Annotated in this window: 32 protein-coding genes and 1 riboswitch; of the genes, 7 read left to right on the top strand and 25 right to left on the bottom strand. The window is 42.3% G+C overall.

Features of this window, described 5'->3' with window-relative positions; genetic code table 11:
* Positions 1 to 36 precede the first annotated feature (36 nt).
* On the bottom strand, positions 37 to 969 hold the full coding sequence (locus ACP7A0_RS09005) for a helix-turn-helix transcriptional regulator (protein ID WP_066030433.1): 933 nt from the start codon (positions 967 to 969) through the stop codon (positions 37 to 39).
* 84 nt (positions 970 to 1,053) lie between these two features.
* Between ACP7A0_RS09005 and ACP7A0_RS09000 the strand changes: the two genes are divergently transcribed.
* Entirely contained in the window at positions 1,054 to 1,704 is a 651-nt protein-coding gene (locus ACP7A0_RS09000) for an FMN-dependent NADH-azoreductase (RefSeq protein WP_034659903.1), read from the top strand.
* 66 nt (positions 1,705 to 1,770) lie between these two features.
* Here the strand turns inward: ACP7A0_RS09000 and sufB are convergent, their stop codons facing one another.
* The 19 genes from sufB to ACP7A0_RS08905 all read right to left on the bottom strand — a co-directional run bounded on the left by sufB (position 1,771) and on the right by ACP7A0_RS08905 (position 18,705).
* Positions 1,771 to 3,168: a Fe-S cluster assembly protein SufB gene (gene sufB, locus ACP7A0_RS08995; RefSeq protein WP_034659904.1), complete on the bottom strand. Its 1,398-nt coding sequence runs from the start codon at positions 3,166 to 3,168 to the stop codon at positions 1,771 to 1,773.
* A 17-nt stretch (positions 3,169 to 3,185) separates the two neighbouring features.
* Positions 3,186 to 3,632, bottom strand: a complete 447-nt coding sequence (gene sufU / locus ACP7A0_RS08990) for a Fe-S cluster assembly sulfur transfer protein SufU (RefSeq protein ID WP_008347017.1) — start codon at positions 3,630 to 3,632, stop codon at positions 3,186 to 3,188.
* Positions 3,622 to 4,842 carry a cysteine desulfurase gene (locus ACP7A0_RS08985; protein WP_034659905.1) on the bottom strand — a complete coding sequence of 407 codons (1,221 nt, stop codon included), beginning with the start codon at positions 4,840 to 4,842 and terminating at the stop codon, positions 3,622 to 3,624. The genes sufU and ACP7A0_RS08985 overlap by 11 nt, the downstream gene beginning before the upstream one ends.
* Positions 4,842 to 6,155, bottom strand: a complete 1,314-nt coding sequence (gene sufD, locus ACP7A0_RS08980; RefSeq protein ID WP_066030431.1) for a Fe-S cluster assembly protein SufD — start codon at positions 6,153 to 6,155, stop codon at positions 4,842 to 4,844. The genes ACP7A0_RS08985 and sufD overlap by 1 nt, the downstream gene beginning before the upstream one ends.
* 18 nt (positions 6,156 to 6,173) lie before the next feature.
* Positions 6,174 to 6,959, bottom strand: coding sequence for a Fe-S cluster assembly ATPase SufC (gene sufC, locus ACP7A0_RS08975; protein WP_003213654.1), 786 nt, complete (start codon positions 6,957 to 6,959; stop codon positions 6,174 to 6,176).
* A gap of 211 nt (positions 6,960 to 7,170) precedes the next feature.
* A complete protein-coding gene (locus ACP7A0_RS08970) occupies positions 7,171 to 7,308 on the bottom strand; it encodes a hypothetical protein (protein ID WP_162839378.1) in 138 nt (45 codons plus the stop codon).
* Positions 7,309 to 7,523: 215 nt separating this feature from the next.
* Positions 7,524 to 7,892, bottom strand: coding sequence for a carboxymuconolactone decarboxylase family protein (locus ACP7A0_RS08965; RefSeq protein WP_426004883.1), 369 nt, complete (start codon positions 7,890 to 7,892; stop codon positions 7,524 to 7,526).
* 103 nt (positions 7,893 to 7,995) lie between these two features.
* A complete protein-coding gene (gene metQ / locus ACP7A0_RS08960; RefSeq protein ID WP_106072107.1) occupies positions 7,996 to 8,817 on the bottom strand; it encodes a methionine ABC transporter substrate-binding lipoprotein MetQ in 822 nt (273 codons plus the stop codon).
* Positions 8,818 to 8,831: 14 nt separating this feature from the next.
* A complete protein-coding gene (locus tag ACP7A0_RS08955) occupies positions 8,832 to 9,500 on the bottom strand; it encodes a methionine ABC transporter permease (RefSeq protein ID WP_066030429.1) in 669 nt (222 codons plus the stop codon).
* Complete coding sequence (locus ACP7A0_RS08950; protein ID WP_375566300.1) at positions 9,493 to 10,518, bottom strand: methionine ABC transporter ATP-binding protein; 1,026 nt, start codon at positions 10,516 to 10,518, stop codon at positions 9,493 to 9,495. The genes ACP7A0_RS08955 and ACP7A0_RS08950 overlap by 8 nt, the downstream gene beginning before the upstream one ends.
* Positions 10,519 to 10,671: 153 nt before the next feature.
* A riboswitch (SAM riboswitch) is annotated at positions 10,672 to 10,780 on the bottom strand.
* A gap of 102 nt (positions 10,781 to 10,882) precedes the next feature.
* Positions 10,883 to 11,224, bottom strand: a complete 342-nt coding sequence (locus tag ACP7A0_RS08945) for an SCP2 sterol-binding domain-containing protein (RefSeq protein WP_034659911.1) — start codon at positions 11,222 to 11,224, stop codon at positions 10,883 to 10,885.
* Positions 11,225 to 11,344: 120 nt separating this feature from the next.
* Positions 11,345 to 11,647, bottom strand: coding sequence for a thioredoxin family protein (locus ACP7A0_RS08940; RefSeq protein WP_375566302.1), 303 nt, complete (start codon positions 11,645 to 11,647; stop codon positions 11,345 to 11,347).
* 12 nt (positions 11,648 to 11,659) lie between these two features.
* Positions 11,660 to 12,004, bottom strand: coding sequence for a toprim domain-containing protein (locus ACP7A0_RS08935; RefSeq protein ID WP_034660691.1), 345 nt, complete (start codon positions 12,002 to 12,004; stop codon positions 11,660 to 11,662).
* 128 nt (positions 12,005 to 12,132) lie between these two features.
* Positions 12,133 to 12,369 carry a YusG family protein gene (locus tag ACP7A0_RS08930; RefSeq protein WP_034659913.1) on the bottom strand — a complete coding sequence of 79 codons (237 nt, stop codon included), beginning with the start codon at positions 12,367 to 12,369 and terminating at the stop codon, positions 12,133 to 12,135.
* A gap of 46 nt (positions 12,370 to 12,415) precedes the next feature.
* Positions 12,416 to 12,799 (bottom strand): glycine cleavage system protein GcvH, encoded by a 384-nt coding sequence (gene gcvH, locus ACP7A0_RS08925; RefSeq protein WP_003213614.1) that lies wholly within the window; start codon positions 12,797 to 12,799, stop codon positions 12,416 to 12,418.
* Between the two features lie 66 nt (positions 12,800 to 12,865).
* Positions 12,866 to 13,222 (bottom strand): arsenate reductase family protein, encoded by a 357-nt coding sequence (locus ACP7A0_RS08920; RefSeq protein ID WP_034317446.1) that lies wholly within the window; start codon positions 13,220 to 13,222, stop codon positions 12,866 to 12,868.
* 111 nt (positions 13,223 to 13,333) lie between these two features.
* Positions 13,334 to 15,115 carry an acyl-CoA dehydrogenase family protein gene (locus ACP7A0_RS08915; RefSeq protein WP_375566305.1) on the bottom strand — a complete coding sequence of 594 codons (1,782 nt, stop codon included), beginning with the start codon at positions 15,113 to 15,115 and terminating at the stop codon, positions 13,334 to 13,336.
* A 14-nt stretch (positions 15,116 to 15,129) separates the two neighbouring features.
* On the bottom strand, positions 15,130 to 16,305 hold the full coding sequence (locus tag ACP7A0_RS08910) for an acetyl-CoA C-acetyltransferase (protein WP_106030473.1): 1,176 nt from the start codon (positions 16,303 to 16,305) through the stop codon (positions 15,130 to 15,132).
* Between the two features lie 12 nt (positions 16,306 to 16,317).
* Positions 16,318 to 18,705 carry a 3-hydroxyacyl-CoA dehydrogenase/enoyl-CoA hydratase family protein gene (locus ACP7A0_RS08905; protein WP_375566307.1) on the bottom strand — a complete coding sequence of 796 codons (2,388 nt, stop codon included), beginning with the start codon at positions 18,703 to 18,705 and terminating at the stop codon, positions 16,318 to 16,320.
* 199 nt (positions 18,706 to 18,904) lie between these two features.
* On the opposite strand from ACP7A0_RS08905, the gene ACP7A0_RS08900 reads away from it, so the two are divergent.
* The 3 genes from ACP7A0_RS08900 to ACP7A0_RS08890 are packed head-to-tail and all read left to right on the top strand — an operon-like array spanning position 18,905 to position 19,679.
* Positions 18,905 to 19,042: a YuzL family protein gene (locus tag ACP7A0_RS08900; RefSeq protein WP_003212904.1), complete on the top strand. Its 138-nt coding sequence runs from the start codon at positions 18,905 to 18,907 to the stop codon at positions 19,040 to 19,042.
* 26 nt (positions 19,043 to 19,068) lie between these two features.
* Positions 19,069 to 19,320, top strand: a complete 252-nt coding sequence (locus ACP7A0_RS08895; protein ID WP_223249598.1) for a hypothetical protein — start codon at positions 19,069 to 19,071, stop codon at positions 19,318 to 19,320.
* Between the two features lie 11 nt (positions 19,321 to 19,331).
* Positions 19,332 to 19,679: a spore coat protein gene (locus ACP7A0_RS08890; protein WP_034659918.1), complete on the top strand. Its 348-nt coding sequence runs from the start codon at positions 19,332 to 19,334 to the stop codon at positions 19,677 to 19,679.
* Positions 19,680 to 19,711: 32 nt separating this feature from the next.
* Here the strand turns inward: ACP7A0_RS08890 and ACP7A0_RS08885 are convergent, their stop codons facing one another.
* The 3 genes from ACP7A0_RS08885 to ACP7A0_RS08875 form a co-directional block, all read right to left on the bottom strand.
* Entirely contained in the window at positions 19,712 to 19,963 is a 252-nt protein-coding gene (locus tag ACP7A0_RS08885) for a YusU family protein (protein WP_066030425.1), read from the bottom strand.
* Positions 19,964 to 20,035: 72 nt separating this feature from the next.
* The gene (locus ACP7A0_RS08880) at positions 20,036 to 20,866 is read right to left on the bottom strand and encodes an ABC transporter ATP-binding protein (RefSeq protein ID WP_003213584.1); all 831 of its coding nucleotides are present in this window, start codon (positions 20,864 to 20,866) and stop codon (positions 20,036 to 20,038) included.
* Between the two features lie 148 nt (positions 20,867 to 21,014).
* Positions 21,015 to 21,461 carry a YusW family protein gene (locus ACP7A0_RS08875; protein WP_170938423.1) on the bottom strand — a complete coding sequence of 149 codons (447 nt, stop codon included), beginning with the start codon at positions 21,459 to 21,461 and terminating at the stop codon, positions 21,015 to 21,017.
* A 110-nt stretch (positions 21,462 to 21,571) separates the two neighbouring features.
* On the opposite strand from ACP7A0_RS08875, the gene ACP7A0_RS08870 reads away from it, so the two are divergent.
* Positions 21,572 to 22,417 carry an oxidoreductase gene (locus ACP7A0_RS08870; protein WP_223260737.1) on the top strand — a complete coding sequence of 282 codons (846 nt, stop codon included), beginning with the start codon at positions 21,572 to 21,574 and terminating at the stop codon, positions 22,415 to 22,417.
* Between the two features lie 45 nt (positions 22,418 to 22,462).
* On the opposite strand, the gene ACP7A0_RS08865 is transcribed toward ACP7A0_RS08870, so the two are convergent.
* Positions 22,463 to 23,833 carry a S1C family serine protease gene (locus ACP7A0_RS08865; protein ID WP_034659926.1) on the bottom strand — a complete coding sequence of 457 codons (1,371 nt, stop codon included), beginning with the start codon at positions 23,831 to 23,833 and terminating at the stop codon, positions 22,463 to 22,465.
* A 335-nt stretch (positions 23,834 to 24,168) separates the two neighbouring features.
* Here ACP7A0_RS08865 and ACP7A0_RS08860 point away from each other — a divergent pair, with 335 nt between their 5' ends.
* Both ACP7A0_RS08860 and ACP7A0_RS08855 read left to right on the top strand, forming a co-directional pair.
* Entirely contained in the window at positions 24,169 to 24,846 is a 678-nt protein-coding gene (locus ACP7A0_RS08860; RefSeq protein ID WP_066030424.1) for a response regulator transcription factor, read from the top strand.
* The gene (locus ACP7A0_RS08855) at positions 24,843 to 26,174 is read left to right on the top strand and encodes a sensor histidine kinase (RefSeq protein ID WP_066030423.1); all 1,332 of its coding nucleotides are present in this window, start codon (positions 24,843 to 24,845) and stop codon (positions 26,172 to 26,174) included. The genes ACP7A0_RS08860 and ACP7A0_RS08855 overlap by 4 nt, the downstream gene beginning before the upstream one ends.
* A gap of 20 nt (positions 26,175 to 26,194) precedes the next feature.
* Here ACP7A0_RS08855 and spxO read toward each other — a convergent pair whose 3' ends face one another.
* A complete protein-coding gene (gene spxO, locus ACP7A0_RS08850) occupies positions 26,195 to 26,359 on the bottom strand; it encodes an anti-adapter protein SpxO (RefSeq protein WP_095285802.1) in 165 nt (54 codons plus the stop codon).
* Positions 26,360 to 26,531: the final 172 nt, after the last annotated feature.

Below are 26,531 nucleotides of genomic sequence, written 5' to 3'. Positions count from 1 at the left end.
CTGTAGTGGTTCGCCTTTTCTGAAGTCTTTTATGGTTCAATACTGGTCGACCATTTCTTGCAATTGATTCAGATAACTTTCTTTTAATTCATCAGGGTATTCAATTTTCACATGTTTCCCAAATGAGATCAAATAGTGGGTCATATACGATAATTCTTCTTGGTTGTACCCACCCATAATATAAGGAGTATCATCAACGATCTCCAATCTCATATTCGGATAATGATTCTTCAAAAACTTTTCTTTTCCTTGTTCCGTTAATCGACATTTAAATGAGATATCATGATAAGTTTTTTCGTACTCGAGCTGCAGTTCTTTTAATTCTTCCTTCGTAAAGGTGTCTCTGATTTCTTCTTCAATCATCACGTCCTTCATAAAGTCACATCTATAGATGCCCCACTTTTTATTTCGAACATCATATGCTTTGGTGAACCAAATCCCATTTCGATAAAACAACTCAAGAAATTGCAGCCTGATCCTTTTATTTTCATTTTGAGTATAAGTCATCTTCACGATTTGATCTTCCATCATCGCCTGTAAAATCAATTCCAATTGATTTTGTTCACTGACTGGTGCGACATTATAGTAATGAATCACATCCAAAGTCTCCGTGATCATTTGTTTTCTCTCATCAGACATTGTGGCAAACAGCTTTTGCCGAATTTGTGAGTAGGATTTTTTAAATGGTGTTGCTGACACCAAGTCTAAAGCTTTAAGCGCGAAAAAAATAGCTTGAACTTCATCGATATTGAAATAAATAGGAACCAATGGAGATTGATTCACCAGTCGATATCCCCCATGTCTTCCATTTTCAACATAAAAAGCTAAGCCCATCGACTCTAGCTCTTCCATATCTCTCAAAGCCGTGCGTTTAGATATGCCAAATTCAGTTTCTAAATCCTTTAGCTGAAATGAGTATTTATCACTTAAAAAAATAAGCTCTTGGTTTAATCGTTCTGATTTTTTCATTTTGACTTTCCTTTTGAAAAAGGTGACATGTTTTGTCACCTTTATATTTTATACTCAGTTTATCAAAAGAAAAGGAGCATGTATATGCAAACCTTAATCATTAACGCGCACCCTGATTTCACTCATCGAGAAAGTTATTCAAACAAACTGCAAACACTATTTTTAGAACAGTTTAAAGAAAGGTTTCCTCATGAGGAACCAACGATTTTACATTTATATGGAACTGAAATTCCTCGTATCGAAAAAGAACAGCTGCTACGTATTTGGGATAAGCAAGCATCTGAACAAACATTAACAGCTACGGAAGAAAAAATTGCTGCTGCTTCTTCTGCTTTATTGGCTCAATTCAAAGCACATCATCGAATTGTGATTGTGTCACCTGTTCATAATTTCAATGTGACTTCACGTATGAAAGATTATATAGATAATATCTTGATTGCTAGAGAAACGTTCAAATATACAGAAGCTGGTTCAGTTGGTCTGATGACTGACGATTATCGTGTACTTTTGCTTCAAGCAAGCGGCTCAATTTTCACAAATAACGATCGATATACACCTCTGGAATTTTCACATCATTACCTAAAAGAAATATTTCAAAACTTGATGGGGTTTCATCAATTTCATATTGTCCGGGCACAAGGAACAGCTATTTTAGAAGAAGAAACGATCTTGACATCTGCAGCTGACGATTTGTCTAAAGCCTTTGATGAGTTTTACTCTCCTAGCGGGATGTAAGTTGTATTTTTTCAAAAACAAAAAGACCAAAAACGTTTGATATCACGTTTTTGGTCCTTTTTTTTATTAACCGATAGAACCTTCCATTTCAAACTTAATCAAGCGGTTCATTTCAACGGCGTATTCCATTGGCAGTTCTTTTGTGAATGGCTCGATGAAGCCCATGACGATCATTTCTGTTGCTTCTTCTTCAGAAATTCCGCGGCTCATCAAGTAGAATAGCTGTTCTTCTGATACTTTTGATACCTTCGCTTCGTGCTCTAATGAAATGTTGTCGTTTAAGATTTCATTGTAAGGGATTGTATCAGATGTTGATTTGTTATCCATGATGAGTGTGTCACACTCGATGTTTGAGCGTGCACCCTCTGCTTTGCGACCGAAGTGAACGATTCCGCGGTATGTGACTTTACCGCCTTGTTTCGAAATCGATTTCGATACGATCGTGGAAGATGTGTTTGGTGCAAGGTGAATCATTTTCGCACCTGCATCTTGGTGCTGACCTTTACCTGCTAGGGCAATACTTAATGTCATACCTCGAGCACCTTCACCTTTTAGGATGACCGCTGGGTATTTCATTGTCAGCTTAGAACCGATGTTTCCATCAATCCATTCCATTGTCGCATTCTCTTCACATACTGTACGTTTCGTCACAAGGTTGAAGACGTTGTTTGCCCAGTTTTGAATCGTTGTATAACGGCAGTAGCCGCCCTTTTTAACGACGATTTCAACAACCGCACTGTGAAGAGAGTTTGTTGTGTAAACTGGTGCTGTACAGCCTTCTACGTAATGCACATGTGCGCCTTCATCAACAATGATCAGTGTACGCTCGAACTGACCCATGTTCTCAGAGTTGATACGGAAGTATGCTTGAAGTGGTGTATCTACTTTGACGCCCTTTGGTACGTAGATAAATGAACCACCAGACCATACAGCCGAGTTAAGCGCAGCAAATTTGTTGTCAGTCGGAGGAATGACTTTTGCCCAGTGCTCACGGAAGATGTCTTCGTTCTCTTTTAATGCGCTGTCTGTATCTTTAAACACAATGCCTAGATCTTCAAGGTCTTGCTTCATGTTGTGATACACAACCTCAGATTCATACTGAGCAGATACACCTGCTAAGTACTTTTGCTCTGCTTCTGGGATCCCAAGCTTATCAAAGGTTTGTTTGATTTCTTCTGGTACTTCATCCCAAGAACGCTCAGAGCGCTCAGATGGCTTTACGTAGTACGTAATTTCATCAAAGTTTAATGCATTTAAATCTCCGCCCCATTGTGGCATCGGCATGTTGTAAAAGTGCTCAAGAGATTTCAAACGGAAGTCGAGCATCCACTGAGGCTCTTCTTTCATACGAGAAATTTCTTCAACGATCTCTTTTGTCAGTCCGCGCTCTGAACGGAAAATGGAAACGTCTTTATCAGAAAAGCCGTATTTATATTCACCAACATCTGGCATTTTTTTAGCCATCCATTTTCACTCCAATCTTATGATTTGCCGTTATCTTCGGCAGATGCGCCTTTTTCAAGCGCCTTCCAGGATAATGTTGCACATTTGATGCGGGCTGGGAATTTTGCCACTCCCTGCAGCGCCTCAATGTCACCAAGATCAATGGAATCGTCGTATTCTTTTCCTAGCATCATATCGGAGAAAATCTGAGACATTTTCAAAGCTGTTTCAATATCTTTCCCTTTAATCGCCTGCGTCATCATAGAGGCAGATGCCATCGAAATAGAGCATCCTTCTCCTTCAAATTTCGCATCAATGACTTTTTCGTCTTCGATTTTCATCGTGAGACGAATGCGGTCACCACACGTTGGGTTGTTCATATCGACGACAATGCTGTCGTTTAACACACCTTTGTTTCTCGGATTTTTATAATGATCCATAATCACTTGTCTGTACAGTGTGTCTAAGTTTACATTAAAAGACATTCGTAAAATACTCCTTTGTCTTACGGAGCGCTGCGATGAGCTCGTCAATCTCTTCTTCTGTATTGTACAGATAGAAGCTTGCTCTTGCAGTTGCTGATACACCAAGCCATTTCATGAGCGGCTGTGCACAGTGGTGTCCAGCACGAATGGCGACACCTTCCGTATCCAGAACAGTTGACGCATCATGTGGATGGACGTCGTCTAAGTTAAACGTCACAAGTCCAGCTCGGTGCTGCGGTCCATAAACTGTCGCACCGTCAAGCTCCTTAAAGCGCTCAAGCGCATAAGTGGCAAGCTGATGCTCGTAACGGCTGACTTCTTCCATACCAATGTCATTTAAGAAATCAATCGCTTTTCCTAGTCCAACTGCTCCGGCAATAATCGGTGTTCCCGCTTCAAATTTCCACGGCAGCTCTTTCCAAGTAGAATCATACAGATCCACAAAGTCGATCATTTCACCGCCAAACTCAGCAGGCTCCATATTATTCAAAAGGTCCTTCTTCCCGTAAAGTACACCGATGCCAGTCGGTCCACACATTTTATGCCCAGAGAATGCGAAAAAGTCACAATCTAGATCCTGAACATCAATTTGCATGTGCGGCGTGCTTTGCGCACCATCGACGACAATGATTGCCCCATGATCATGGGCAATTTTAGCGATCTCTTTAATCGGGTTGATGGTTCCTAATACGTTTGAGACATGTGTGACAGCGACGATTTTCGTTTGATGTGTGACCGTTTGCTTCACATCTTCAAGCGATAGCGTGCCGTCTTCCTGTAACGGAATGTATTTCAATGTGGCGCCAGTTGCTTTTGCTGCTTGCTGCCAAGGGATGATATTCGCATGATGCTCCATGTGCGTAATGACAATCTCATCGCCTTCTTTGAGGTTTGCTCTTGCATAGCTGATCGCCACTGTGTTTAGTGCAGTTGTTGTGCCTCTAGTAAAAATAATCTCCTGGACAGATGAAGCACGGATGAATGCACGAACTTTCTCTCTCGCACCCTCGTATGCGTCCGTTGCTTTTGTGCCAAGGGTATGAACACCCCTGTGGACGTTCGAGTTGTAAGACCGGTAATACTCATTCATTGCATCAATGACCACTCTTGGTTTTTGAGAAGTCGCTGCACTGTCCAAATACACCAAATCATGTCCGTTCACTTGCTGATGAAGGATTGGAAACTGCTCACGAACGTCTTTGATATTCATTATTTTACTTTCCTTTCAATCACAGAAACGAGCTGCTTTTTAACTCCTTCAATCGGCAGTTCTTTGACGACTGGATTTAAGAAGCCATAAATCACAAGTCTTTCTGCATCTTCTTTGGATATCCCGCGGCTCATGAGGTAATACAATTGAATTGGATCGACACGTCCAACAGAAGCAGCATGCCCTGCTGTGACATCATCTTCATCAATTAATAGAATTGGGTTTGCGTCACCGCGTGCTTTCTCACTCAGCATGAGAACACGTGATTCCTGCTCTGCATTTGACTTCGTTGCGCCATGCTCGATTTTACCAATTCCGTTAAAGATAGAGGATGCTTGATCCTTCATCACACCATGCTTCAAGATATACCCTTCAGAGTTTTTACCGAAGTGGATGATGCTTGTTGTAAAGTTTTCTGTTTGATTGCCCCGGCCGACAACAACTGATTTTGTATCACCGAATGTACCGTCGCCCATGAGCTTTGTGATGTTTTCAGACACGACGTCTCCATCATTCATCAGGCCAAGCGCCCATTCGATTTTACTGTCACGGCCATTTGCCATACCGCGTCTGTTCACATAGACTGTGACACCTTCTGCAAGGTTATCTACTGCACCGTAAGTGACGCGGGCATTAGCTCCTGTAAACACTTCAGACACGATATTGAAGATCGCTTCTTCCGGCTTTGCTGTACTGATGTAGTTTTCTACATATGTCACAGCACTATGGTCGTCTGCTACGACGATGACATGGTTGAACAAAGTCGTGTCGTCATTTTCATGCAGGTAGACGGCTTGAATTGGTGCTTCAAGTTCTACATTTTTCGGTACATAGAGGAAAGCTCCACCATTGACTAAAGCAGCATGTAAAGCTGTTAGTTTATGCTCATCTACTTTTACTGCATCAGTCATGAAGTATTTCTGCACTAGATCTCCATGTTCGCGGATCGCTGTATGAAGGTCAGTGAAGATCACGCCTTTGTCTTTCGCTTCCGTTGAAAGAGACAAGTATGCTGGCGTTTGATCACGCTGAATGTAGACTGTCTTATCCGTGTCCTCTAAATCAATGAGAGATTTCACTTCTTCAGGAAGCTCTTCTAATGATCCAAATGGCGCACTTTCGACTGTATGCTGTTTGAAATTGGTTAAATTCCATTTAGAAATATTCGTTTTGTCAGGCTTTGGCATTGGAAGGTCTTCTGCTTTTTCAAGAGCCTGTAAGCGAAGGGAACTCATCCATGCCGGTTCCTGATGCTTCTCGGAGAAGCTTTTGACATAATCTTGATCTACTGATAATTTCGTTTCTAATGTCATCAATAATCCTCCTAACGCTTACGCTTCTTGACCAACAGTTTCGTCTTCAATTCCTAACTCTTTTTTAATCCAGTCATAGCCTTCTGCTTCTAAACGCTGCGCGAGCTCTGGTCCGCCAGATTTCACGATACGTCCTTGCATCATGACATGAACGTGATCTGGTGTGATGTAGTTCAGTAGACGCTGATAGTGAGTGATCATTAAGCAGCCGAAGCTTTCGCCGCGCATTCTGTTAATTCCTTTAGAAACCACTTTCAACGCATCGATATCAAGACCAGAATCGATTTCGTCAAGAATCGCAATTTTTGGTTCAATCATCATTAATTGAAGAATTTCATTGCGTTTTTTCTCCCCGCCTGAAAAACCTTCGTTTAGGTAGCGCTGCGCCATGTCTGGGTCCATTTCAAGGAACTCCATGTTTTCGTCCATTTTGCGGATGAATTTCATCAGAGAGATTTCATCGCCTTCTTCTCTGCGAGCGTTAATAGCAGAACGAAGGAAGTCCGCATTTGTGACACCACTAATTTCAGATGGGTATTGCATCGCAAGGAAAAGACCTGCTTGAGCGCGCTCATCTACTTCCATTTCAAGTACATCTTCGCCATCTAGCAAAATGCTGCCTTTTGTTACTTCATATTTAGGGTGTCCCATAATTGCAGCAGATAAAGTTGATTTACCTGTACCGTTTGGTCCCATTACTGCGTGGAATTCTCCACCTTTTATCTCGAGGTTTACACCCTTTAAGATTTCTTTCCCTTCAATCTCAACGTGCAAGTCCTTAATTGTTAATGTCGAAGCAGTCATATATCGATACCTCCAAAATAATCATTATTCTCAATTTATTCTCATTCTAATTTTATAACAAATTAAAAGTGAATACAACACATTCACGATATACGTGAGAGGATGCTCTCAAAATTCTAACAAAAAAAGCCGGTAGATAAAAGGATTTATGTCGAAAAGACTGTTTTCATAAAGAAAGGACGGGAAACTGTTCTCCCCGTCCCTGAGCTATTTAATAGCCTCGTATATTCATTTTTGCGAGCTGTCTTTTCTCATCTCGATAGGACTGCTCTCGTTTATATTCCACTTTCATCCGTAAGTCATGGTCTCTTTCGTACTCTGCATAGCTCATGCCATGAGCTTTATGCATGGCCTTTTCCATCTCGGCGGTATAATCCAATCCCAGTGTACTATGGTCCGAACAAATAATAAACCATTCCCTTCTTTGAGTGTAGCTTTATTATATCAAAGACATGCGGCTTCACTCAAAAGGGATATGACGTTCTATGCTGGCATATTTTCTCACACAATCGGCTGAGAACGACTCAACTCCCTGATATGGAAAAATACCGTCTTATCCTTCCCTTAATGCGTCTGTCCTCCAAATTCATCAATACATTGCAGAACGACAGTAATCCCTTGACTCAGTGCTGCCCCGCCGCCAAATGCTGCCGCCACGCTGACAACCTCCAGCAAATTCTCTTCTGTCGCGCCTTGATCGAGCGCTCCCTTTGTATGATAAATCATGCAGTATTCATCCTGTGCATGAATACTGATGCCAAGGGCAATCATTTGCTTTTCCTTTTGCGTTAATGAATCGCTCTGAAAGCATTGCTCCGTAAATTCATTGAATTTCTTCCCAAACACCGGCATTTTCTTCTGAAATTCACCCATTGCCGTTTTATAATCCGTCAATGATTGCTGCATAGATCCGCTCATATGCTGTTCATTCATCTTTATTCCATCCCTTCAGGTCATTTGTTCGTTTTTATTATGAGCGAGATTTGAAAAAATACACAAAAAACCTCGCTTTGATGAAAGCGAGGTTGAATCGTTGTTATTCAGATACCGGTAGAACTGCACCGTCGTATTTTTTGTCGATGAATTCTTTAATTTTATCAGAGTGAAGAACTTCCATTAATGTTTTGATCTTCTCTGATTTTTCTTCACCTTTGCGAACAGCCACGATGTTTGCATACGGGTTGTTCTTTGTTTGCTCAAGTTCGATTGAATCGTTTTTCGGATTCAATTTATTTTGGATCGCATAGTTGACGTTGATAAACACAGCATCGCCTTCACTGTTTTCATAAGCTTTCGCTGTTAGTTCAGGAGCGATTTTTTTGAACTTTAGGTTCTTTGGGTTTTCTTTGATGTTCTTGACCGTTGAGTTGATTGTATCAACCTTTGGATCAAGCTTAATGACACCGGCATTTTGTAATAGAGCAAGCATACGTCCTTGCTCAGCTACGTTGTTTGTCATGATGATGGTGCCGCCATTTGGAATATCTTTTACTGATTTGTATTTCTTAGAGTAGATACCGAAAGGCTCAAGGTGAACCGCACCAGCACTTACTAGGTTATAATCTTTGTTTGATTTGTTCTCTTCGTTCAAGTAAGGGATATGTTGGAAAAAGTTTGCATCCACTTCTTTTTCAGCTAACGCTTTGTTGTACATTTTATAATCACTAAGTACCTTCACTTTGAGGTCGTAGCCTTTTTCTTTTAGAAGTGGTTTTGCTTCTTCAAGAATCTCGGCATGTGGTGTTTTTGAAGCAGCAACCGTAATGGTTTTGCTATCACTTGCGTTATTAGATGAACCGCATGCAGCTAAAATGCCTGCAAATGCTAGGAATAGTGCACTTAAAATCAATTTCTTCATGAATAAATCCTCCCTTATCTTTTATCAATTTTATTTGTAATCAAATCACCGATTATTTGAATAATAAAGACGATGATGAGAATAAATACAGTGGCAACAAGTGTGACATCTGTATTACCAGATTGGTATCCTTCCACATAGGCAAGGTCACCAAGTCCGCCTGCTCCAATTGCACCTGCAATCGCAGTTGAGCCAATTAGAGCAATCGCTGTTACGGTAATACCTGAAATGAGGGCTGGCAATGATTCTGGCAGCAATACTTTGAAAATGATGGTCGACGTTTTCGCTCCCATTGATCGTGCTGCTTCAATGACTCCTTTGTCTACTTCACGCAGTGCAATTTCGACAAGGCGTGCATAGAATGGAGCTGACCCTATGACAAGGGCAGGGAGGGCTGCATTGGGACCTAGAATTGTGCCCATAATAAGTTTTGTAAACCCTAATAATAGAATGATTAAAATGATAAAAGGAATCGATCTAAAAATGTTGACGACTGCACCGATGACGGTGTTGATTGGTTTATTCTCCCAAAGACCGCCTTTACTTGTGAGAAAGAGCAGGAGTCCAAGAATAATACCGATGACAAAGGCAAACGCCAATGAAATGAGTGTCATATAGACTGTTTCACCCGTTGCATTCCAAATGACATCTAAATCAACGTTCGGAAACCATTTCTCAAACATGTGTCATCACCTCGATTTCAACCTGTTTGCTTTGGATATAGGCGATGGCTTTTTCTACCTCGGTCTCTTCTCCATTAATATGGATAAAGAGTGTTCCAAACGCGCCTTCCTGCGTTTGAGAAATCTTTCCTTGAAGGATGTTCACATCGACATTGAAGGATCGAATGATTTCAGTGATGAGCGGCTGCTCGGCAGAATCACCAATAAAGGACAACCGTACGACCTGACCTTCTTTTACACGCTCTAAGACGTGCTCGATTGTTTCTTTCGCTTCCTCTGGTTCAGCAAGCTGCTGTACAAATCGCTTCGTCATTTCTTCCTTTGGCTGTCTGAAGACGCGTAATACTTCGCCTTCTTCGACAATACGTCCATTCTCCATGACCGCCACGCGATGACAAATTTTGCGAATGACGTGCATTTCGTGTGTAATCAACACAATCGTCAGCCCTAGTCGTTTATTGATATCTGCTAAAAGATCAAGGATAGAATCGGTTGTTTGTGGATCAAGCGCTGATGTTGCTTCGTCACAAAGAAGAACCTTTGGATCATTTGCTAATGCTCTCGCAATTCCCACACGCTGCTTTTGCCCGCCGCTTAGCTGAGACGGATACGCATTTTCTTTTCCTTCTAAACCGACTAATTTAATCAGTTCATTCGCACGTTCTCTCCGTTTTGATGTCGGTACACCCGCGATCTCAAGCGGGAACATAATATTTTGTCTCACCGTTCTTGACCAAAGTAGGTTGAAGTGCTGGAAGATCATACTGATTTCTTGTCTTGCTTTCCGAAGTTTCGCATTCGATACTTCATTGATCCGGTTGCCTGCCACTTCAACAATTCCTGCTGTTGGCAGCTCCAGACCGTTTAATAGGCGAATAAGCGAGCTTTTTCCGGCACCGCTATACCCGATAATTCCGAATATTTCACCTTTATCGATATCCAAGTTAACGGCTTTCACGGCATCAACATTTCCGCTTTTAGAGTGGTACGTTTTTGATACATTCTGTAAATGGATCACAGTCTGTTCACCTGCTTTCTTGCTGAATCTATAGGTTGCCATCACATACGTTATTTATTCTTCTGCTGTCATGCCTCTAGCCTGACACCAGTTCAGTAAAAAAGACCTAACTGCAACGCAAGCAGAAAGGCCTTTTATGTTCAATACGCCTTTCTCTCATCTTTCAAAGCATTGCGGCTTTGAGTGAATTGGCACCAATTTCAGCTATGCTGACGGTTGCCGGGTTTCATAGGGCACGTCCCTCCACCTCTCTTAATAAGAGAAAATATGTTGTTTTATGTGATGTTCATGTTTTTACTAACGTAGAATATCATGCTACCCGAGATATGTCAACGCTGTAAATCGCTAATTTCCAAGTAAACGACTACGTTATCATTTTTCGAAAAAAACCGTTCGTCAGCCAAAGCACAGCCTCTAGTCTTAGGAGCGCACGGAATGATCCTTTTACCTTCACTTGTCCTCTGCTAATTAACTGCTGTAAGGACATATCTCCATCTAATAATTGAAGTATTTCTTTTCTCTCACCATAAAAGATGAGATCCGATAACTCAATTGCAGGCAGTTTCTTCACTTCACCACGTTCATCCACAATCAATGTACAAGAGTCAGTTTCCGCCTCAAATGTAATCTTCAAGGATGATGATGAGAGCAGCGGTTTTAATAATAAACGCTGCCCTGTGTTCCCATGGGTTTTCACATTTTCCACATGTATAACCTCCCTGTCATTTGGTTATACATAACATTTCTCTACAAACATTGGCTTGTCCTTTATAAATAACTCGACAAATTTTCAGACGAATTGCTTGAAATATGACAAAAAACCGCTTTATTTAGCGGTTTCAATCATTTCATGAAGATATGGAACGGAGTGAAAGGCATAGCCTTTTTGCACCTGCTCACCTTTTTTAAACAGTAGAAAGCAAGGAACGCTTTCGATCTCAAAAGCTTTTGCAAAGCCTGGTGAGTAGTTTAAATTGTTTTCATAAAATGGTACATCCGGCTGCATGGTGTCTACGACTGTCAGCATTTTCTTTGCCAGCTGACATGTCCCGCAAAACGGTGTATATAAGTATAAAAGAAATAAATCGTCCTCTATTTCCTTGAATTCGTGTTCTTCAATCTCTTTCATATACGTCCACCCTCATAAATATTTCGAATGAACATCAATGTTTGCAGCTAATAGGATAGATGCAATGTGGGCTGACGGTGAAGCGGCCACTTCGCGGTATGTTCTGTCGACAAAAAGATGAAGTGCTTCAGGGAATTCTTTTCGAAATTGCTTCCGCAGTTTGTCGCCTGCATCGTCACTGTCTGCTAATATGTAAACGTCTTTCCCTAATAATTCGTCTACAAGCTGATCCAGCTTCGATGTACTGATCGTGCCATTGGTGCAAATGATGGTAACAGGTTCACTTATGACTTCTTTTAGCTTTTGTTTGTCTGTTTTACCTTCTACAATGATGACCTTTTCTACCTCTACATTCAACACGATCACCCGGCCCTTTTGACATTGTTCACTTCTCCCTTAGATTACAATCTTTCATCGAGGTTGTAAAGATTGGGCACTTGCACTAAAAAGACTGCAGCTTATGCTCACTGCAGCCTTATCTGTGATTAGCACCAGCCATTTTCATCATCACAGTCTACATATTTTTCTGTCCCGTGGGTCAATGTATCCGTCAGACGATAAAAACGATTTTGATCATAGGAATAACCTGATTTTAACTCATATTGGTTTTCACTAATCATCGTGCCAATCTCTTCATTTTGATGATACAGCACCATGCCGCTTTCTTTGAATCGGCCAGTGACATGATCTGTTATATCCACCTGTTCTTTTTGAAAAGACAAATTGGACACCCCCCCCATAAAGGTAGAGTGTCCAATTTCACGTGAATTAGTCTTCTTTTGTCATTTCTTCATATTGCTCAGCAGTCATCAAGTTCTCAATTTCAGATGTATCAGCTGGCTCTACCACGATCATCCATGCTTTTTCGTATGGAGAGTCGTTGACGAATTCAGGGCTGTCATCCAGCTCATCGTTCACTTCGACGATTGTGCCGTTGATCGGTGCGTAAAGCTCAGAAACTGTTTTCACTGATTCTACACTTCCGAAAGGCTCGTCCGCTGTGATTTTGTCTCCTACTTCAGGAAGCTCAACGAACACGATATCGCCTAGCTCAGATTGAGCAAAATGCGTAATACCGATACGCACCTTATCTCCTTCTACTTTGACCCATTCATGTTCTTCTGAATAACGTAAATCTTTTGGTGTGCTCATTCAATACCCCTCCAGTCTTTTCTTTCAATCTATATTGAAGATACCACAATCTGAATGAAAGTTACATCATTTCCAGACGCTTTTAAATGTATCTTCATTAAATCCAACTGTGACTCGTTTACCGTCTGTTGTAATCGGACGCTTGATCAGCATTCCGTTAGACGCGAGTAATTCTAGCTGCTCGTCCTCTGACATTGCAGGAAGTTGATCTTTCAGCTGTAGCTCCCGGTATTTCTGTCCGCTTGTATTAAAGAACTTCTTCAGCTCTAAGCCGCTTTTTTCGTAAAGGGCTTTTAATGTTTCTTTATCAGGCGTCTCTTCGACGATATGTATGCTGTTGATGTCTTTATTGTGTTCTTCCAGCCATTTTTTTGCTTTTCGGCATGTACCGCAAGATGGGTATTCATAAAAATCTAAAGCCACCATTTTCACCTCCTGCAAATTGTGAGAACATTTTATCACAAAATATTTTAAAAACCTAAATGTATGCTTACAAAAAGGTGCGGATATCACTCCGCACCTTTTAAGCTGTCCTTATACGATATATTTCTCTGCTTCAAAGATTCGTTTCGCCACTTCGCGCTTTTTGGCGATGACATTGATCGGGGTGAATCTTGTCAGTTTGCGAAGAGCTGACAGACTCATGCGGAGTGAATCTCCTTCTTCCATCGCGATCAAGGATTCTTTTGCATGGGCTTCAATTTTTAAGAAGGCTTCCTGCGTGAAAATTTGTGTGTAGGCAAGCTTTTGAGCGTTCTTTTCTAGCCCTGATGAAGCGATTGCCTTTTCGGTACGCAGAATCGCCGATTCAGCAGCAAAAATTTCATTGACGATATCCGCTATGTTCACAAGGATTTCTTGCTCTTTGTCTAAAGCTTTTCCATACTTCATCGCTGCCATACCAGATACCATAAGGGCGATCTTTTTCGCATGGGCGAGTAAATATTTTTCTTGATCAAGCGGCTGATCACCCGGCTCTTCCGGCATCATCATCATGAGCTCTTCCTGTAAGGTTTGCGCTTTTTGAAGCAGCGGAAGCTCCCCTTTCATCGCTTTCTTCAGGAATGTGCCTGGTACAAGCAGACGGTTGATTTCGTTTGTCCCTTCAAAAATACGGTTAATCCGCGAGTCACGATAGGCTCTTTCGACCTCGTATTCTTGCATGAATCCATATCCGCCGTGAATCTGCACGCCTTCATCTGCAATATAATCTAAAGTTTCAGAGCCAAGCACTTTACAAAGAGAGCATTCAATCGCATATTCTGCAATGGACTGGGCAATTTGTTTGCCGTCCTTTTGCTCTTCTTCACTTAATAGACCCATGCGCTGTTCAAATAATCCGACTGTGCGGTAAACAGCACTTTCCATCGCATAGAGCTTTGCCGACATGTTGGCTACTTTTTCACCAATTAAGCTGAATCGAGAAATTGGTGTTTGGAACTGCTTACGCTGGTTTGCATATTCTGCCGATAATTGAATGACACGTTTTGACGCACCAATTGTCCCGACAGCCAGCTTGTAGCGTCCGATATTCAAAATGTTAAAGGCAATGACATGACCTCTGCCAGCTTCACCTAGTAAATTCTCCTTCGGCACTTGAGCATCTTCAAGAATTAACGTTCTCGTCGAGGACCCTTTAATGCCCATCTTTTTCTCTTCAGGTCCAGTTTTGACACCTGGAAAATCCTTTTCTACGATAAAAGCAGAGAAGTGTTCACCATCAATCTTCGCATATACGACAAAGACGTCGGCAAATGCGGAGTTTGTAATCCATTGTTTTTCCCCATTAAGCACATAATGGGTTCCAGCATCATTCAGGACTGCAGTCGTTTTTGCTCCAAGAGCGTCAGAGCCTGATCCTGGCTCAGTTAGAGCGTACGCCGCAATCGTTTCTCCAGAAGCGAGTCCAGGCAGGTATGCTTCCTTTTGCGCTTGATTTCCAAACAGCACGATTGGCAGAGATCCAATGCCGACATGGGCGCCATAGGAAAGTGAGAAACTCCCTGCTCTGGAGAATTTCTCGGTAATGATGGCTGAACTGATTTTATCTAATCCGAGTCCGCCGAATTCTTCAGGCACATCAGCTCCTAGAAGTCCAAGCTCTCCAGCCTTTTTGAGAAGCCTGACGGAATGCTCGAATTCATGATGTTCAATTTGATCTATATACGGAACAACGTCTTGTAAAATATAATCCTCTGTTGTCTTTCCAATCATATGATGCTCATCAGAGAAATCCTCTGGTGTAAAGATATGCTCATAATTCGTCTCATCAATTAAGAAGCTTCCACCCTTTTTTACATCTTCCATTGCTTTCATCCTGATTTCCCCCTTTAGATCAATTCAAAAATTCCTGCTGCTCCCATGCCCCCGCCGATACACATTGTGACGATGCCAAATTGCTCGTTTCGCCGTTTCATTTCATGAATGAGTGACAGTGTAAGTTTCGTTCCTGTACAGCCGAGCGGATGCCCTAGCGCGATTGCCCCGCCATTGACATTCACTTTCTCTTCATCGATCCCTAAATGACGAATGACTTGAATTGCCTGAGAGGCAAACGCTTCGTTTAATTCAAACAGCCCGATATCCTTCAGCTCAAGTCCAGCGATTTTCAGCGCACGCGGAATGGCTTCAATCGGACCGATTCCCATCACCTCAGGCGGTACACCGCCAACAGCAAACGCCCGGAACTTGGCGAGCGGCTGAAGGGAAAGTGAGGATGCTTTCTCACGGTCCATCATCATCACACACGCAGCGCCGTCACTTGTTTGTGAAGAGTTTCCTGCGGTCACCGTGCCTTTTGTTGAGAAAGCCGGACGCAAAGTGGAAAGAATCTCCTCCGTTGTCCCCGCTCTCACGCCTTCATCCTGTGAGAACGTGAATTGATGTTCTTCTAATTGATATTGCTCCCCTACCCGCCGCTCTGTTACATCAACGGATACGATTTCATCTGAAAATTTCCCTTCCTGCAATGCTTTGGCTGCCTTTTGATGACTTCTTACCGCAAAGGCGTCCTGATCTTGACGTGTGACCTGATACTTTTGCGCCACTTGCTCTGCCGTGTGGCCCATGCTCATATAATATTCAGGCGCTTGCTCTGCCAATTGAGCATTCGGACGAATGGAATGACCCATCATCGGCACCTGTGACATCGATTCGACTCCTCCAGCTAAGATCGTTTCTGCCTGACCGAGCATAATCCGCTCACCCGCATAAGCGATTGACTGAAGACCAGATGAGCAGTAACGGTTGATGGTGATGGCAGGTACTGTATATGGAAGTCCTGCTAACGCCCCAATATTCCGAGCCACATTTAACCCCTGCTCTGCTTCTGGTGTTGCACACCCGATGATCAAATCATCTATCTGTCCGTCGTAATTACCGGCACGCTTTAATGTTTCTTTTACACACAATGCGCCCATATCATCAGGCCGAACATGTTTTAACGATCCTTTTTTCGCCTTCCCTACTGGTGTTCTCGCGCCAGCGACAATGACTGCTTCTCTCATTTTGACTCCCCCTTAGTTACGTAAAGGTTTTCCTTTGACGAGCATGTGCTGCATGCGTGCCTGTGATTTCACTTCTCCTACAAGACTTAAAAAGGCTTCCCTTTCAAGCTCTAATAAGTATTGCTCCTCTACCTCTGTTCCAAATGGCAGTTTCCCGCCGGAAATGACATGAGCTAATTTTTTGACAATGGTCATGTCATGCTCTGAAATGTATCCAGACAATCTCATATTTTCAGCCGCCAATATCATTGCTGCATAGCCTGTTTCTCCCATGACGGGCACCTTTTGCTTGAGCGGTGCACGATAACCCGCTTTATCAAGAGAGAGAACAAGTTGTTTCGCATCATAGATCAGGTGGTCCCCGTTCATACTGATTCGGTCACTCACGCGGAGCATGTTCATATCCCGCGCTTCCTCAGCCGAAGTAGATACTTTAGCCATTGCTATCGTTTCAAATGTTTTCAGCGTGGCATCTTGTATAGCGGTCTGCGTCGGCTTAGCTGACCCTTGCAGATGGCGAAGGTATAATTCTTTGTTTCCACCACCGCCCGGAATCAGTCCAACTCCAGCCTCGACAAGACCCATGTATGCTTCACTGGACGCCTGAATAGCTGCTGCCGGCAGACAAACCTCTGTTCCGCCTCCGAGTGTCATACCAAACGGTGCAGCAACGACTGGACGGTCGCTATATTTCACCTTCATCATTGCCTGCTGGAAGCGGCGGATCACAAAGTCAATTTCAAAGAAATTATCGTCCTGAGCTTCCATTAAAATCAGAGCAAGGTTGGCACCAACACAGAAGTTCTTCCCTTGGTTTCCGATGACAAGCCCTCTATAATTCTGTTCCACCTCATCGACAGCGCGATTGATCATGTCAATGACATCTAGTCCAATGGCATTGCTTTTGGAGTGAAATTCGAGCAAGACGACATCATCACCGATATCAATCAAGCTCGCACCAGAATTTTTAAAAATCACGCCCTGCTTCTTTTTCAATTTCGCTAAAGAAATATTCTTTTCGTTTCCTTTTTCCTGTTCATAAGCCCCATTGTGATAAAACGCACGCTCTCCATCAGCATTCTCTTGATAGAATGTGTCGTGTCCTTCTGACAGCATGTCTTGCACCCACTGCGGGATGCTGTGACCTTCTGCTTCCATGCGCTCGACTGCTTTTTTCACACCGATTGCATCCCAGAGCTCAAATGGACCGTGCTGCCAGCCAAATCCCCATTTCATTGCGTTATCGACGGACTGAATATCATCCGCAATTTCGCCTTTTAACTGAGCTGAATAAAGGAGCACAGGTGCCGTCATGTTCCAAAGCAATTGTCCTGCACGGCCATCTTGATAAATAAGCGCTTTCAATTTCGCTTTCGTCCCTTTTTGCTGCTTCGCCATCTCAATGCCTGGATCTTTAAGCTTCGTTCGTTCTCCATACGTGAGCGTCACAGGATCAAGTTCTAAAATGCCCTTTCCATTTTTTTGATAAAATCCTTGCCCTGCCTTGCTGCCAATCCATCCTTTTTCAAGCATTGTTTCAATAAACTCAGGCAGCTGGAAAATATCTTTTTCCTTTCCTTCTACTTGGTCATATACGTTGCGGGCTACATGGGAAAACGTGTCGAGCCCTACGACATCAAGTGTACGGAAGGTCGCACTTTTCGGTCTTCCAATGAGGGGTCCTGTGACCGAGTCCACCTCTCCAATGGTGTATTTGTTTTCAAGCATTTCACGCACTGTCACAAGGAGTCCATAAGTACCAATACGATTGGCAATAAAGTTCGGCGTATCTTTCGCTTCAACGACGCCTTTGCCAAGTACATCCTCACCAAACGTTTTCATGAATGCAAGTACTTCTGGATCTGTTTCTTGAATAGGAATGATTTCTAAAAGCTTTAAATAACGAGCTGGGTTAAAAAAATGTGTGCCTAAAAAGTGGCGTTTAAAATCATCTGATCGGCCTTCTGCCATTTTTTCAACCGAAATACCGGATGTGTTACTTGATACGATGCTGCCTTCTTTGCGGTGTTCGTCGATGAGAGAGAATACGTGTTGTTTGATGCTGAGTTTTTCAGTGACGACTTCAATGATCCAGTCAGCATCATGTAATAAGGAAAGGTGATCTGTGAGATTTCCCGGTGTGATGTATGATAGGTTTTTTGCTGATGTAAGAGGTGCTGGCTTTTGCTTTAACAATTTTTTCATCGCTTCTTGACTTAATCTATTCCGAACACTAGGGTGATCAAGCGTTCTCTTTTTCGCCGTTTCTTCCTTTGTCAGTTCGTTTGGCACAATATCTAGCAATGTTACTGGTATCCCGATATTGGCTAGATGCGCAGCAATGCCTGAGCCCATGACACCTGAACCAATGACAGCCGCCTTGCGAATATGTTTGCCCATAAATATCCCCCTAAACATTTTGAATGAACAGTCATTCATTTTTTGTCCAAAAAAAAGCAATGCCTCTTTCTTTATCTTAAAAGATTTTCCGAAACAGTTCAAGAGCGGATTTCAAAAATTTACACATTCTGATGTGCCTTACTTTGCGGCGTATGAATTAAAGATGAGAGGGCATTGTAAGAATGGAGGTGATGTCCACATGTCTCGTTTGAAGAAAAACCCATCGAAAGCAGGCGTAAGTGCTGCAAGTGTAAAAGGAAACGCAGGTCCATCACAGGAAGCAGACCTAGGCGGCAAAAAGACCAGTCAAAATCAGCAATATAAAAAGAATCAGTAAGGAAACAAAATCGTAAGGAGGAACACATCTTGAACAATCAGCAAATGAATATGCCCCCGCAAGTCATTTCAGTGAAGGATTCCTTGTACTTAGAGGATATGCTGAATTGGAACTTGATCGCTATGAAAAAGGCTCACTTTATGGCCGAGCACTGCCAAGACCAGACTTTGAAACAAGAATTAAATCAAGTGGGCCAAATGCATCATCAGCATTACACACAAATTCTTCAGCATTTAGGCAGCTCAGGGCAAGGCCAGTCTACTGGCTTTATGCAATAGGAGGAAAAAACATGGAACAACAAAACCAACAAAAAATCGGGAATCCACAAACTCCGGTTCCCACGACAACAAACATGAATGATCGTGATTTTGTCACAGACCTTTTGTCGACTGAAAAATATATGACAAGCGGTTACAACACAGCGCTCAATGAATTCAGTCATGAATCTCTTTACCAAGATATTCAGCGAATTGCGCTAGAAACTCAGAAAACACAAAGACATTTATATGATGTCATGTTCCGATATGGCTGGTATTCTGTTGAAGCCGCTGAACAGCAAAAGCTCCAGCAGGCACACCAGAAATTCCAGCAAACACTGACAGATCAATCTCCATACGGACCATCACAGATGTCATAAAGAAAAACTGCCAGTGTAGTGCTGGCAGTTTTTTAACGGTCTTGATTGGCTCGATGAGCTTCGTTCATTTGTTTGATCCGCTGAATTGTTTCTTTGATTTCTTCCTTCGCCTCTGGATACGTTTCATTAAAGTGCTTTGCTAGAGGCGGCATGCTTTTTGCAATATGAGAATAAATCACCCACTGTTTCACATCTTGTTTCAGCGCGTCTGTTGATTCACCAAGCAGCAGCTCTGTATATTTATCAAGCAAGCCCTCAAGCTTTTCATCTAATTCATTTCCCATTGAGTTTCCGCTCCCTTTTTAAGAAAAAAGCCTGACTCTGTGCGTAACAGATGTCAGGCTTTTGACATACGATTATCTTGCAGCAAGAAATGTCTCCGCTTGCGCTTGCTGCACAATACAGCGTCCTCTACCGTGCGGAATACATAATGGTGTCCCGAATAAAGGATCTGTCGTCACTTGGCAGTTCATATCAAAGACATTTTTCACGAGATCACAATTAATAACTGTTTCTGGTCTGCCTTCTGCATAAATCGTCTTGTCTTTAATCGCTACAAGGTGATGAGCATATCTGCATGCGAGATTCAGGTCATGAAGAACCATGACAATCGTGCGCTGCTCTTTTTCATTTAAGTCAAACAGAAGGTCTAGAATTTCAATTTGATGCGTCATGTCTAAATACGTCGTCGGCTCATCTAACAAGATGATATCCGTCTCCTGCGCTAACGTCATCGCAATCCATGCACGCTGCCTTTGTCCACCTGATAATGAATCGACTGTTCGATCAGCGAGGTCTTCCATCTTTGTTGACTTCAGTGCGCGATTCACCGCTTCCTCGTCTTGCTTCGACCACTGCTTCAGCCAATTTTGATAAGGATATCTGCCTTGCTTCACTAATTGATGCACCGTCAATCCTTCTGGCGCTTCTGGTCCTTGCGGAAGAATGGCGAGCTGTTTCGCTACTTCCTTTGTTGGTAATTTGGCAATGGAATGACCTTCAAGCAGGACAGAACCACCCATTGGCTTCATGAGACGGGCCAAAGAGCGAAGTAGCGTGGATTTACCGCATCCATTGCTGCCAATAAATACTGTGATTTCACCCTTAGGGATTGATACATTTAGTTCATCTATGATCATTGTTTCTCCGTAGCCTAAGCTTAAACCTTCAGTAGAAATGGCACTCATTCCGCTCAAACGCTCCTTTTCTCATGCAAATTTTTTATATGAAATATCGTCTATGTATAGACGGAAAAGATCACTTATCTCAATTTAGTGTATCAGATTTAAGTGATCTTGAAAATCATTTTCAATTAAAAAATGAGAAAGTCTCGTTTTACTTCTTCTTTTGGAATGTACGTTTGGTCCCATCTTCAAGCTTAATATCGACCTGAATCCGCTGATAATCATCGTCTAGATTAAAAGCGGCTAATAGCTCATTTACATACGCATCATTGATCTTCTCACTAGGAATAGACATATCATTTAGCTTCATCTTCATCTCGCGTAATGCTTCTTCACCTTCATAGCGGACACCGTTCATATGATCACGGATAAGTGCTTCTTCTTTGCCTTTCGCCTGACGATAGGTGGCTTCGTATAATTCGCTTTTCTGCCCGTATTGAACATGCAGGTGGAGATGCTCAAATGGAAGTTCCTTCATTTGAACCGCTGAGAGACTCTCTGCTTCTGCTTCCTTTGTTTGCTGCAGCGGTTCGATTGATTGGCAGCCAGACAGCATAAAAAGCAGCACTCCTATTTGTCCCGCCTTCTTCCAACACATCATGTGCTTCCTCCTATTTCTTATCATCGCTTTTTATTCTTCTCCATCCTGCTTTTCGTTATTCAATAAAACAGCGGACTATGGTAGATTGAAACAAAAAGGAGAACGAGATGATGAAAAGAACAGCCATTGTAACTGGCGCCAATAGCGGCTTTGGCAAGCTCATCACGATAGGTCTCGCCAAGCAAGGCTATACAGTGATTGCAGGGGTCAGGCAGGAAGCCAATGCGAAAAAGCTTGCCGAAGAGATCAAGCAAGCCTCTTTATCCGAAGCGATACATATTGAAGCATTAGATGTGACAGATATGCAGTCGATTCAAGCATTTCAGAAAAAGCTACATGCTTACGCCCCCATTACCTTGCTTGTCAACAATGCGGGAACAGCCTATGCGGGTTTTGCTGAAGAGGTTCCTGTTGACACGTACCGCCAGCAATTTGATGTAAACGTCTTCGGAGTCATGGAAATGACACAAGCCGTCCTTCCGTTTATGACAAATGGTGCAAAGATATTCAATATGAGCAGCATCAGCGGATTAATGGGAATGCCCGCACTTTCTCCATATGTATCCTCCAAGTTTGCTTTGGAGGGCTATACAGAGAGCTTGCGCATTGAACTGGCCTCGTTCGGTATACAGGCAGCCTTGATCGAGCCAGGCTCTTTCCAAACAAATATTTGGAACACGTCTATGAACGAGCACATGTTGCAGCCAGAGGAAGGATCGAAATACACAAGCATCTATCAAAAGATGATGGTTTATATCAATGCCCAGAAAACCAACTACGGTGACCCGCGTGAAGTCGCAGAGCTTGTGATTCGATTAGCCGAGAAGAAACGGCTGAAAAAGTTGAGATATCCGATTGGGAAAGGGGTGCGACTTTCATTCACAGCAAAGCAGCTCTTGCCTTGGAGCATGTGGGAAAAGATCATATTACGTACACTCTCTTCAAAAAAATAAGCATAAAAAAACAGGTAGACCTTTAACGTCCACCTGTTTTTTCATTTATTCGGTTTCAGACTGTCCAAGGGTAATGTCTAGATTTTTATTTTTCCCTTCACGAATGACAGTCATTGTCGTTTTATCGCCGACTTTTGTTTCTTTGTACAAAATTTCTTTCAGCTGAGAGCTGTTTGCCACGTTTTTCCCTTTGAATTTGATGATGACATCTCCAGATTTCAAGCCTGCTTTTTGTGCAGGTGATCCTTTTGATACATCTTTTACATAAATCCCTTTGCCGATTTGTTTATCAAATAAGCCGAGCGTATTTTCTTGATACGTTTCAGGCACTTGCTCAAGGTCAATCATTTGTACGCCAAGGTAAGGACGTTCAACCTTTCCATTTTTCAACAGCTCATCTACAATCGGTTTGACATCGTTACTTGGAATCGCAAAGCCAAGTGATTCCACACCGCTTTCGCTAATTTTTAAACTGTTGATGCCAATCACTTGACCATCTGTATTGATAAGCGGTCCCCCGCTGTTCCCGGGGTTAATCGCTGCATCTGTTTGCAGTACATTCATTTCCACCGTACCAGATGATGTGTTCGCTTCAACTGTACGATCAAGACCACTAATAATCCCTTCTGTCACAGTACCAGAGAACTGTGCACCGAGCGGGTTCCCAATTGCGATCACTTTGTCTCCAGCACGGAGCTTAGAAGAATCACCAAAGCTCGCCACTTTATCAATGCCGTCTGCATTGATTTCAACAACAGCTAAATCTGTCATCACATCATTGCCGACCAGCTTTGCGTCTTTTGTTTTCCCATCATAAAGTGTGACCTTCAGTTTATTGGCACCCTCGACTACGTGGTTATTTGTAATAATGTACGCTTTTTTGCCATCTTTTTTAAAGACGACACCAGAACCCGTTCCAGCTTCAGCTTCTGTTGAGTCACCGCTAAGGCCAAACGAATTTTGTGTAGATTGATAGTTTGAGACTCCTACAATGGTTGGCTCTAAATCTTCTACCATATCAGCGACATTCGTGGCATTGGTGATTTGTTTTGTTGAGAAATTATCAGAAGCTGCCGGCTCACTTGAAGCTGTTTGCGTTTGTGTGTTTGCAGCTGTGTCCTGTGACTGCGGCAAAAGCGGTGTAATGCCAAGCACAAGGCCTCCGCCAATAATCCCTCCAAGGATCGGACTGAGCCATGCCGCTTTCCGCTTTTTCTCCTTTTTCGACGCACGGTCATCCTCCATTTGAGGAGAATGGTTTGTCACACTCTCCTGAGTGGCAGATGCTTCGTTTTCATGAGGTTGATAAACGAGTTCCTTTTCTTTTTCTGGTTCGTCTATTTGTTTCTCATTCTCTTGATGCACATCTTCTTGATGATTCATCTTCTTCTCTTCATCTTCTCTTCGGAAATCCATCGCTTGCACTCCTTTACATCGTGTTCATGACTGCTTGATTCATATGTTTAGATAGGACTCATGTCCTCTTAATGGCAATATCATTGAAGATACTTCATGACAATATGTCAAATTATATAATACTTATTGATAGAAAAAAAGCAAGGTGCGCACATTCGTGAAAAGCACCTATTTATCTACCTTTTGTCTATGCCCTTTTTTCCCTTGAGCTTATCATAAACAAACATTATGGGATAATGATGAGAAGAATATGTGAAATTGTGAAAAAAGCATGTGATTGTTGACATGCCGCCTTTGTATCCCGTTATAATGACGTTGAGAGGATGTGGAAGACTTTGTCGTACACCATTTATTTAGTGGAAGATGAACAAAACTTAAACGAACTTTTAACCAAATATTTAGAAAGTGAAAATTGGAATGTCTCCTCTTTTTTAACCGGAGAAGCGGCACGCCGGGCAATGAACAAGCCGCCGCATCTATGGATTTTAGATATCATGCTGCCTGATACAGATGGCTACACACTCATTAAAGAAATCAAAGCCGCATCACCTGACGTACCGGTCATTTTCATTTCAGCACGCGATGCAGATATCGACCGTGTCCTCGGCTTAGAGCTGGGAAGCAGTGATTATATTGCGAAGCCATTTCTTCCGCGCGAGCTGATCATTCGGGTGCAAAAGCTGCTTGAACTTGTGTACAAAAACAGCGATACTCCGCAGCAGAAAAGCGTCACACCCGTCTCCTCCTATGTCATTCATGAGGATGTAAGAGAGGTGTATGAAGGAGATCAGCTGATTAACTTAACTTCTAAGGAATTTGACTTGCTGCTTTTATTTACACATCATCAGGGACATGCTTTTTCTCGTGAAGATATCCTCGTCAAAATTTGGGGACACGATTACTTCGGAACAGATCGTGTGGTCGATGACCTTGTCAGACGGCTACGCAAAAAAATGCCCGACTTAAAGGTCGAGACCATCTATGGATTTGGCTATAGGATGCTAAAAGGATGAAGAACAAACCGCTCGCTTTTCAAATTTGGGTCGTCATCTCTGGTATTTTGCTCACGATCTCGATTGTCCTGATCATCCTATTTTCCAATACATTACGAAACTTTTTCACGAATGAAATTTATAAAAATATCGAAAATGAACAGCAGGTGCTCACAGAATATCCGTTGAACCGAGACGGCTCGCCAAAGTCGACACCGGAAAACCGCTCGGTGCAGCACATTCTGATTCCGTCAGATGAATTAAACCAAATGGCGCAGTTTTTCCCGCACGCCTTTATTGAGAAAATCCAAGCCTTTGTGAAAAAACAAAAAAGCGCAACGAAACGCTATTCTGAAGAGGTGAATGGCCAGCACATCTTTTTTGTCATCAAAAAAGTATCAACAGACAATACACAATATATTCTTCTGTCCTATGCACCAGACTCTTATCGAGACGACCTGTCCTTTACGCTGTTTAAACAGCTGATATTTATCCTGGGCACCGTTATTTTATTAAGCTGGATTCCATCGATTTGGCTTGCCCGCTACTTATCCCGTCCAATCGTTGCATTTGAAAAGCACGTGAAGCGGATTGCGCAAGAGGACTGGGACGACCCTGTCATCGTTGACCGGCAAGATGAGATCGGGAAGCTTGGTCATACCATTGAAGAAATGAGACAAAAGCTCATTCAAAAGGATGAAACAGAACGGACTCTTTTGCAAAATATATCACATGACTTAAAGACACCTGTCATGGTCATCCGCGGCTATACGCAGTCGATTAAAGATGGTATTTTTCCTAAGGGAGATCTTGAACAAACGGTGGAAGTCATTGAAGGTGAAGCGGAAAAACTTGAGAAGAAAATCAAGGATTTGCTGTACTTAACAAAGCTTGATTATTTATCAAAACAACACCCCGCACATGCTTCCTTCCTACTCAGTAATACGATGCTGGAAGTGGTCGACCGAATACGCTGGTCGAAAAATGAATTGCAGTGGAACGTGGACTTAGATGATGAGGCTGCTCTTGAAGGCGATCCAGAACAATGGAGCAAATTATTTGAGAATGTACTAGAAAATCAACTCCGCTACGCAAAAAGTAAAATTGATATCCAAATGAAACAGGAAGAGGATCAAATATGCATTGTCATTCGTAATGACGGTCCTCACATTGAAGAACATATGCTATCCAACCTATACGAACCTTTTAGTAAGGGAAAAAAGGGCGAATTCGGTATTGGATTAAGCATTGTCAAAAAAATTCTCTCCATGCATCAAGCGTCTATATCAATTGAAAATGATGATCTAGGTGTACGTTATACGATCACGGTTCCAAAGAAGAGACTGTAGTTTTTTGACCGCAGTCTTTTTTAGATGAATGAATACCCATTGAAATCACGGTATGTGGCTTTGATTTTCTTGCCAGCTTGATACATCCATTTCTTTTCAATGGTTGTCTCTTTCGGCATTTTGACTTTTTCTACTTGTATTCCTTTTGTTCGCAAGCGTCTCATCATATCATCGATTTCTCTCATGGAACATCATCCTTTCACATTTTTTGACCAGTTGGTCACCTTACTTTATAATATAAAGAATTACACTGTAAAAAACAAGTTACAATCTGATTAATTTTTGAAAACTTTCGTCGTTTATGACCGATAAGTCATATCTCTTTGCGCACGTTTCCTAAGACATTTGTCTCTCGGT

This window comes from Bacillus sp. DWP3-1, assembly GCF_049896565.1.
In the GTDB taxonomy this organism is placed as follows: Bacteria; Bacillota; Bacilli; order Bacillales; family Bacillaceae; genus Bacillus.
Note: the sequence above shows the minus strand (reverse complement) of the source record. Positions and strands in the feature narration are given on the sequence as shown.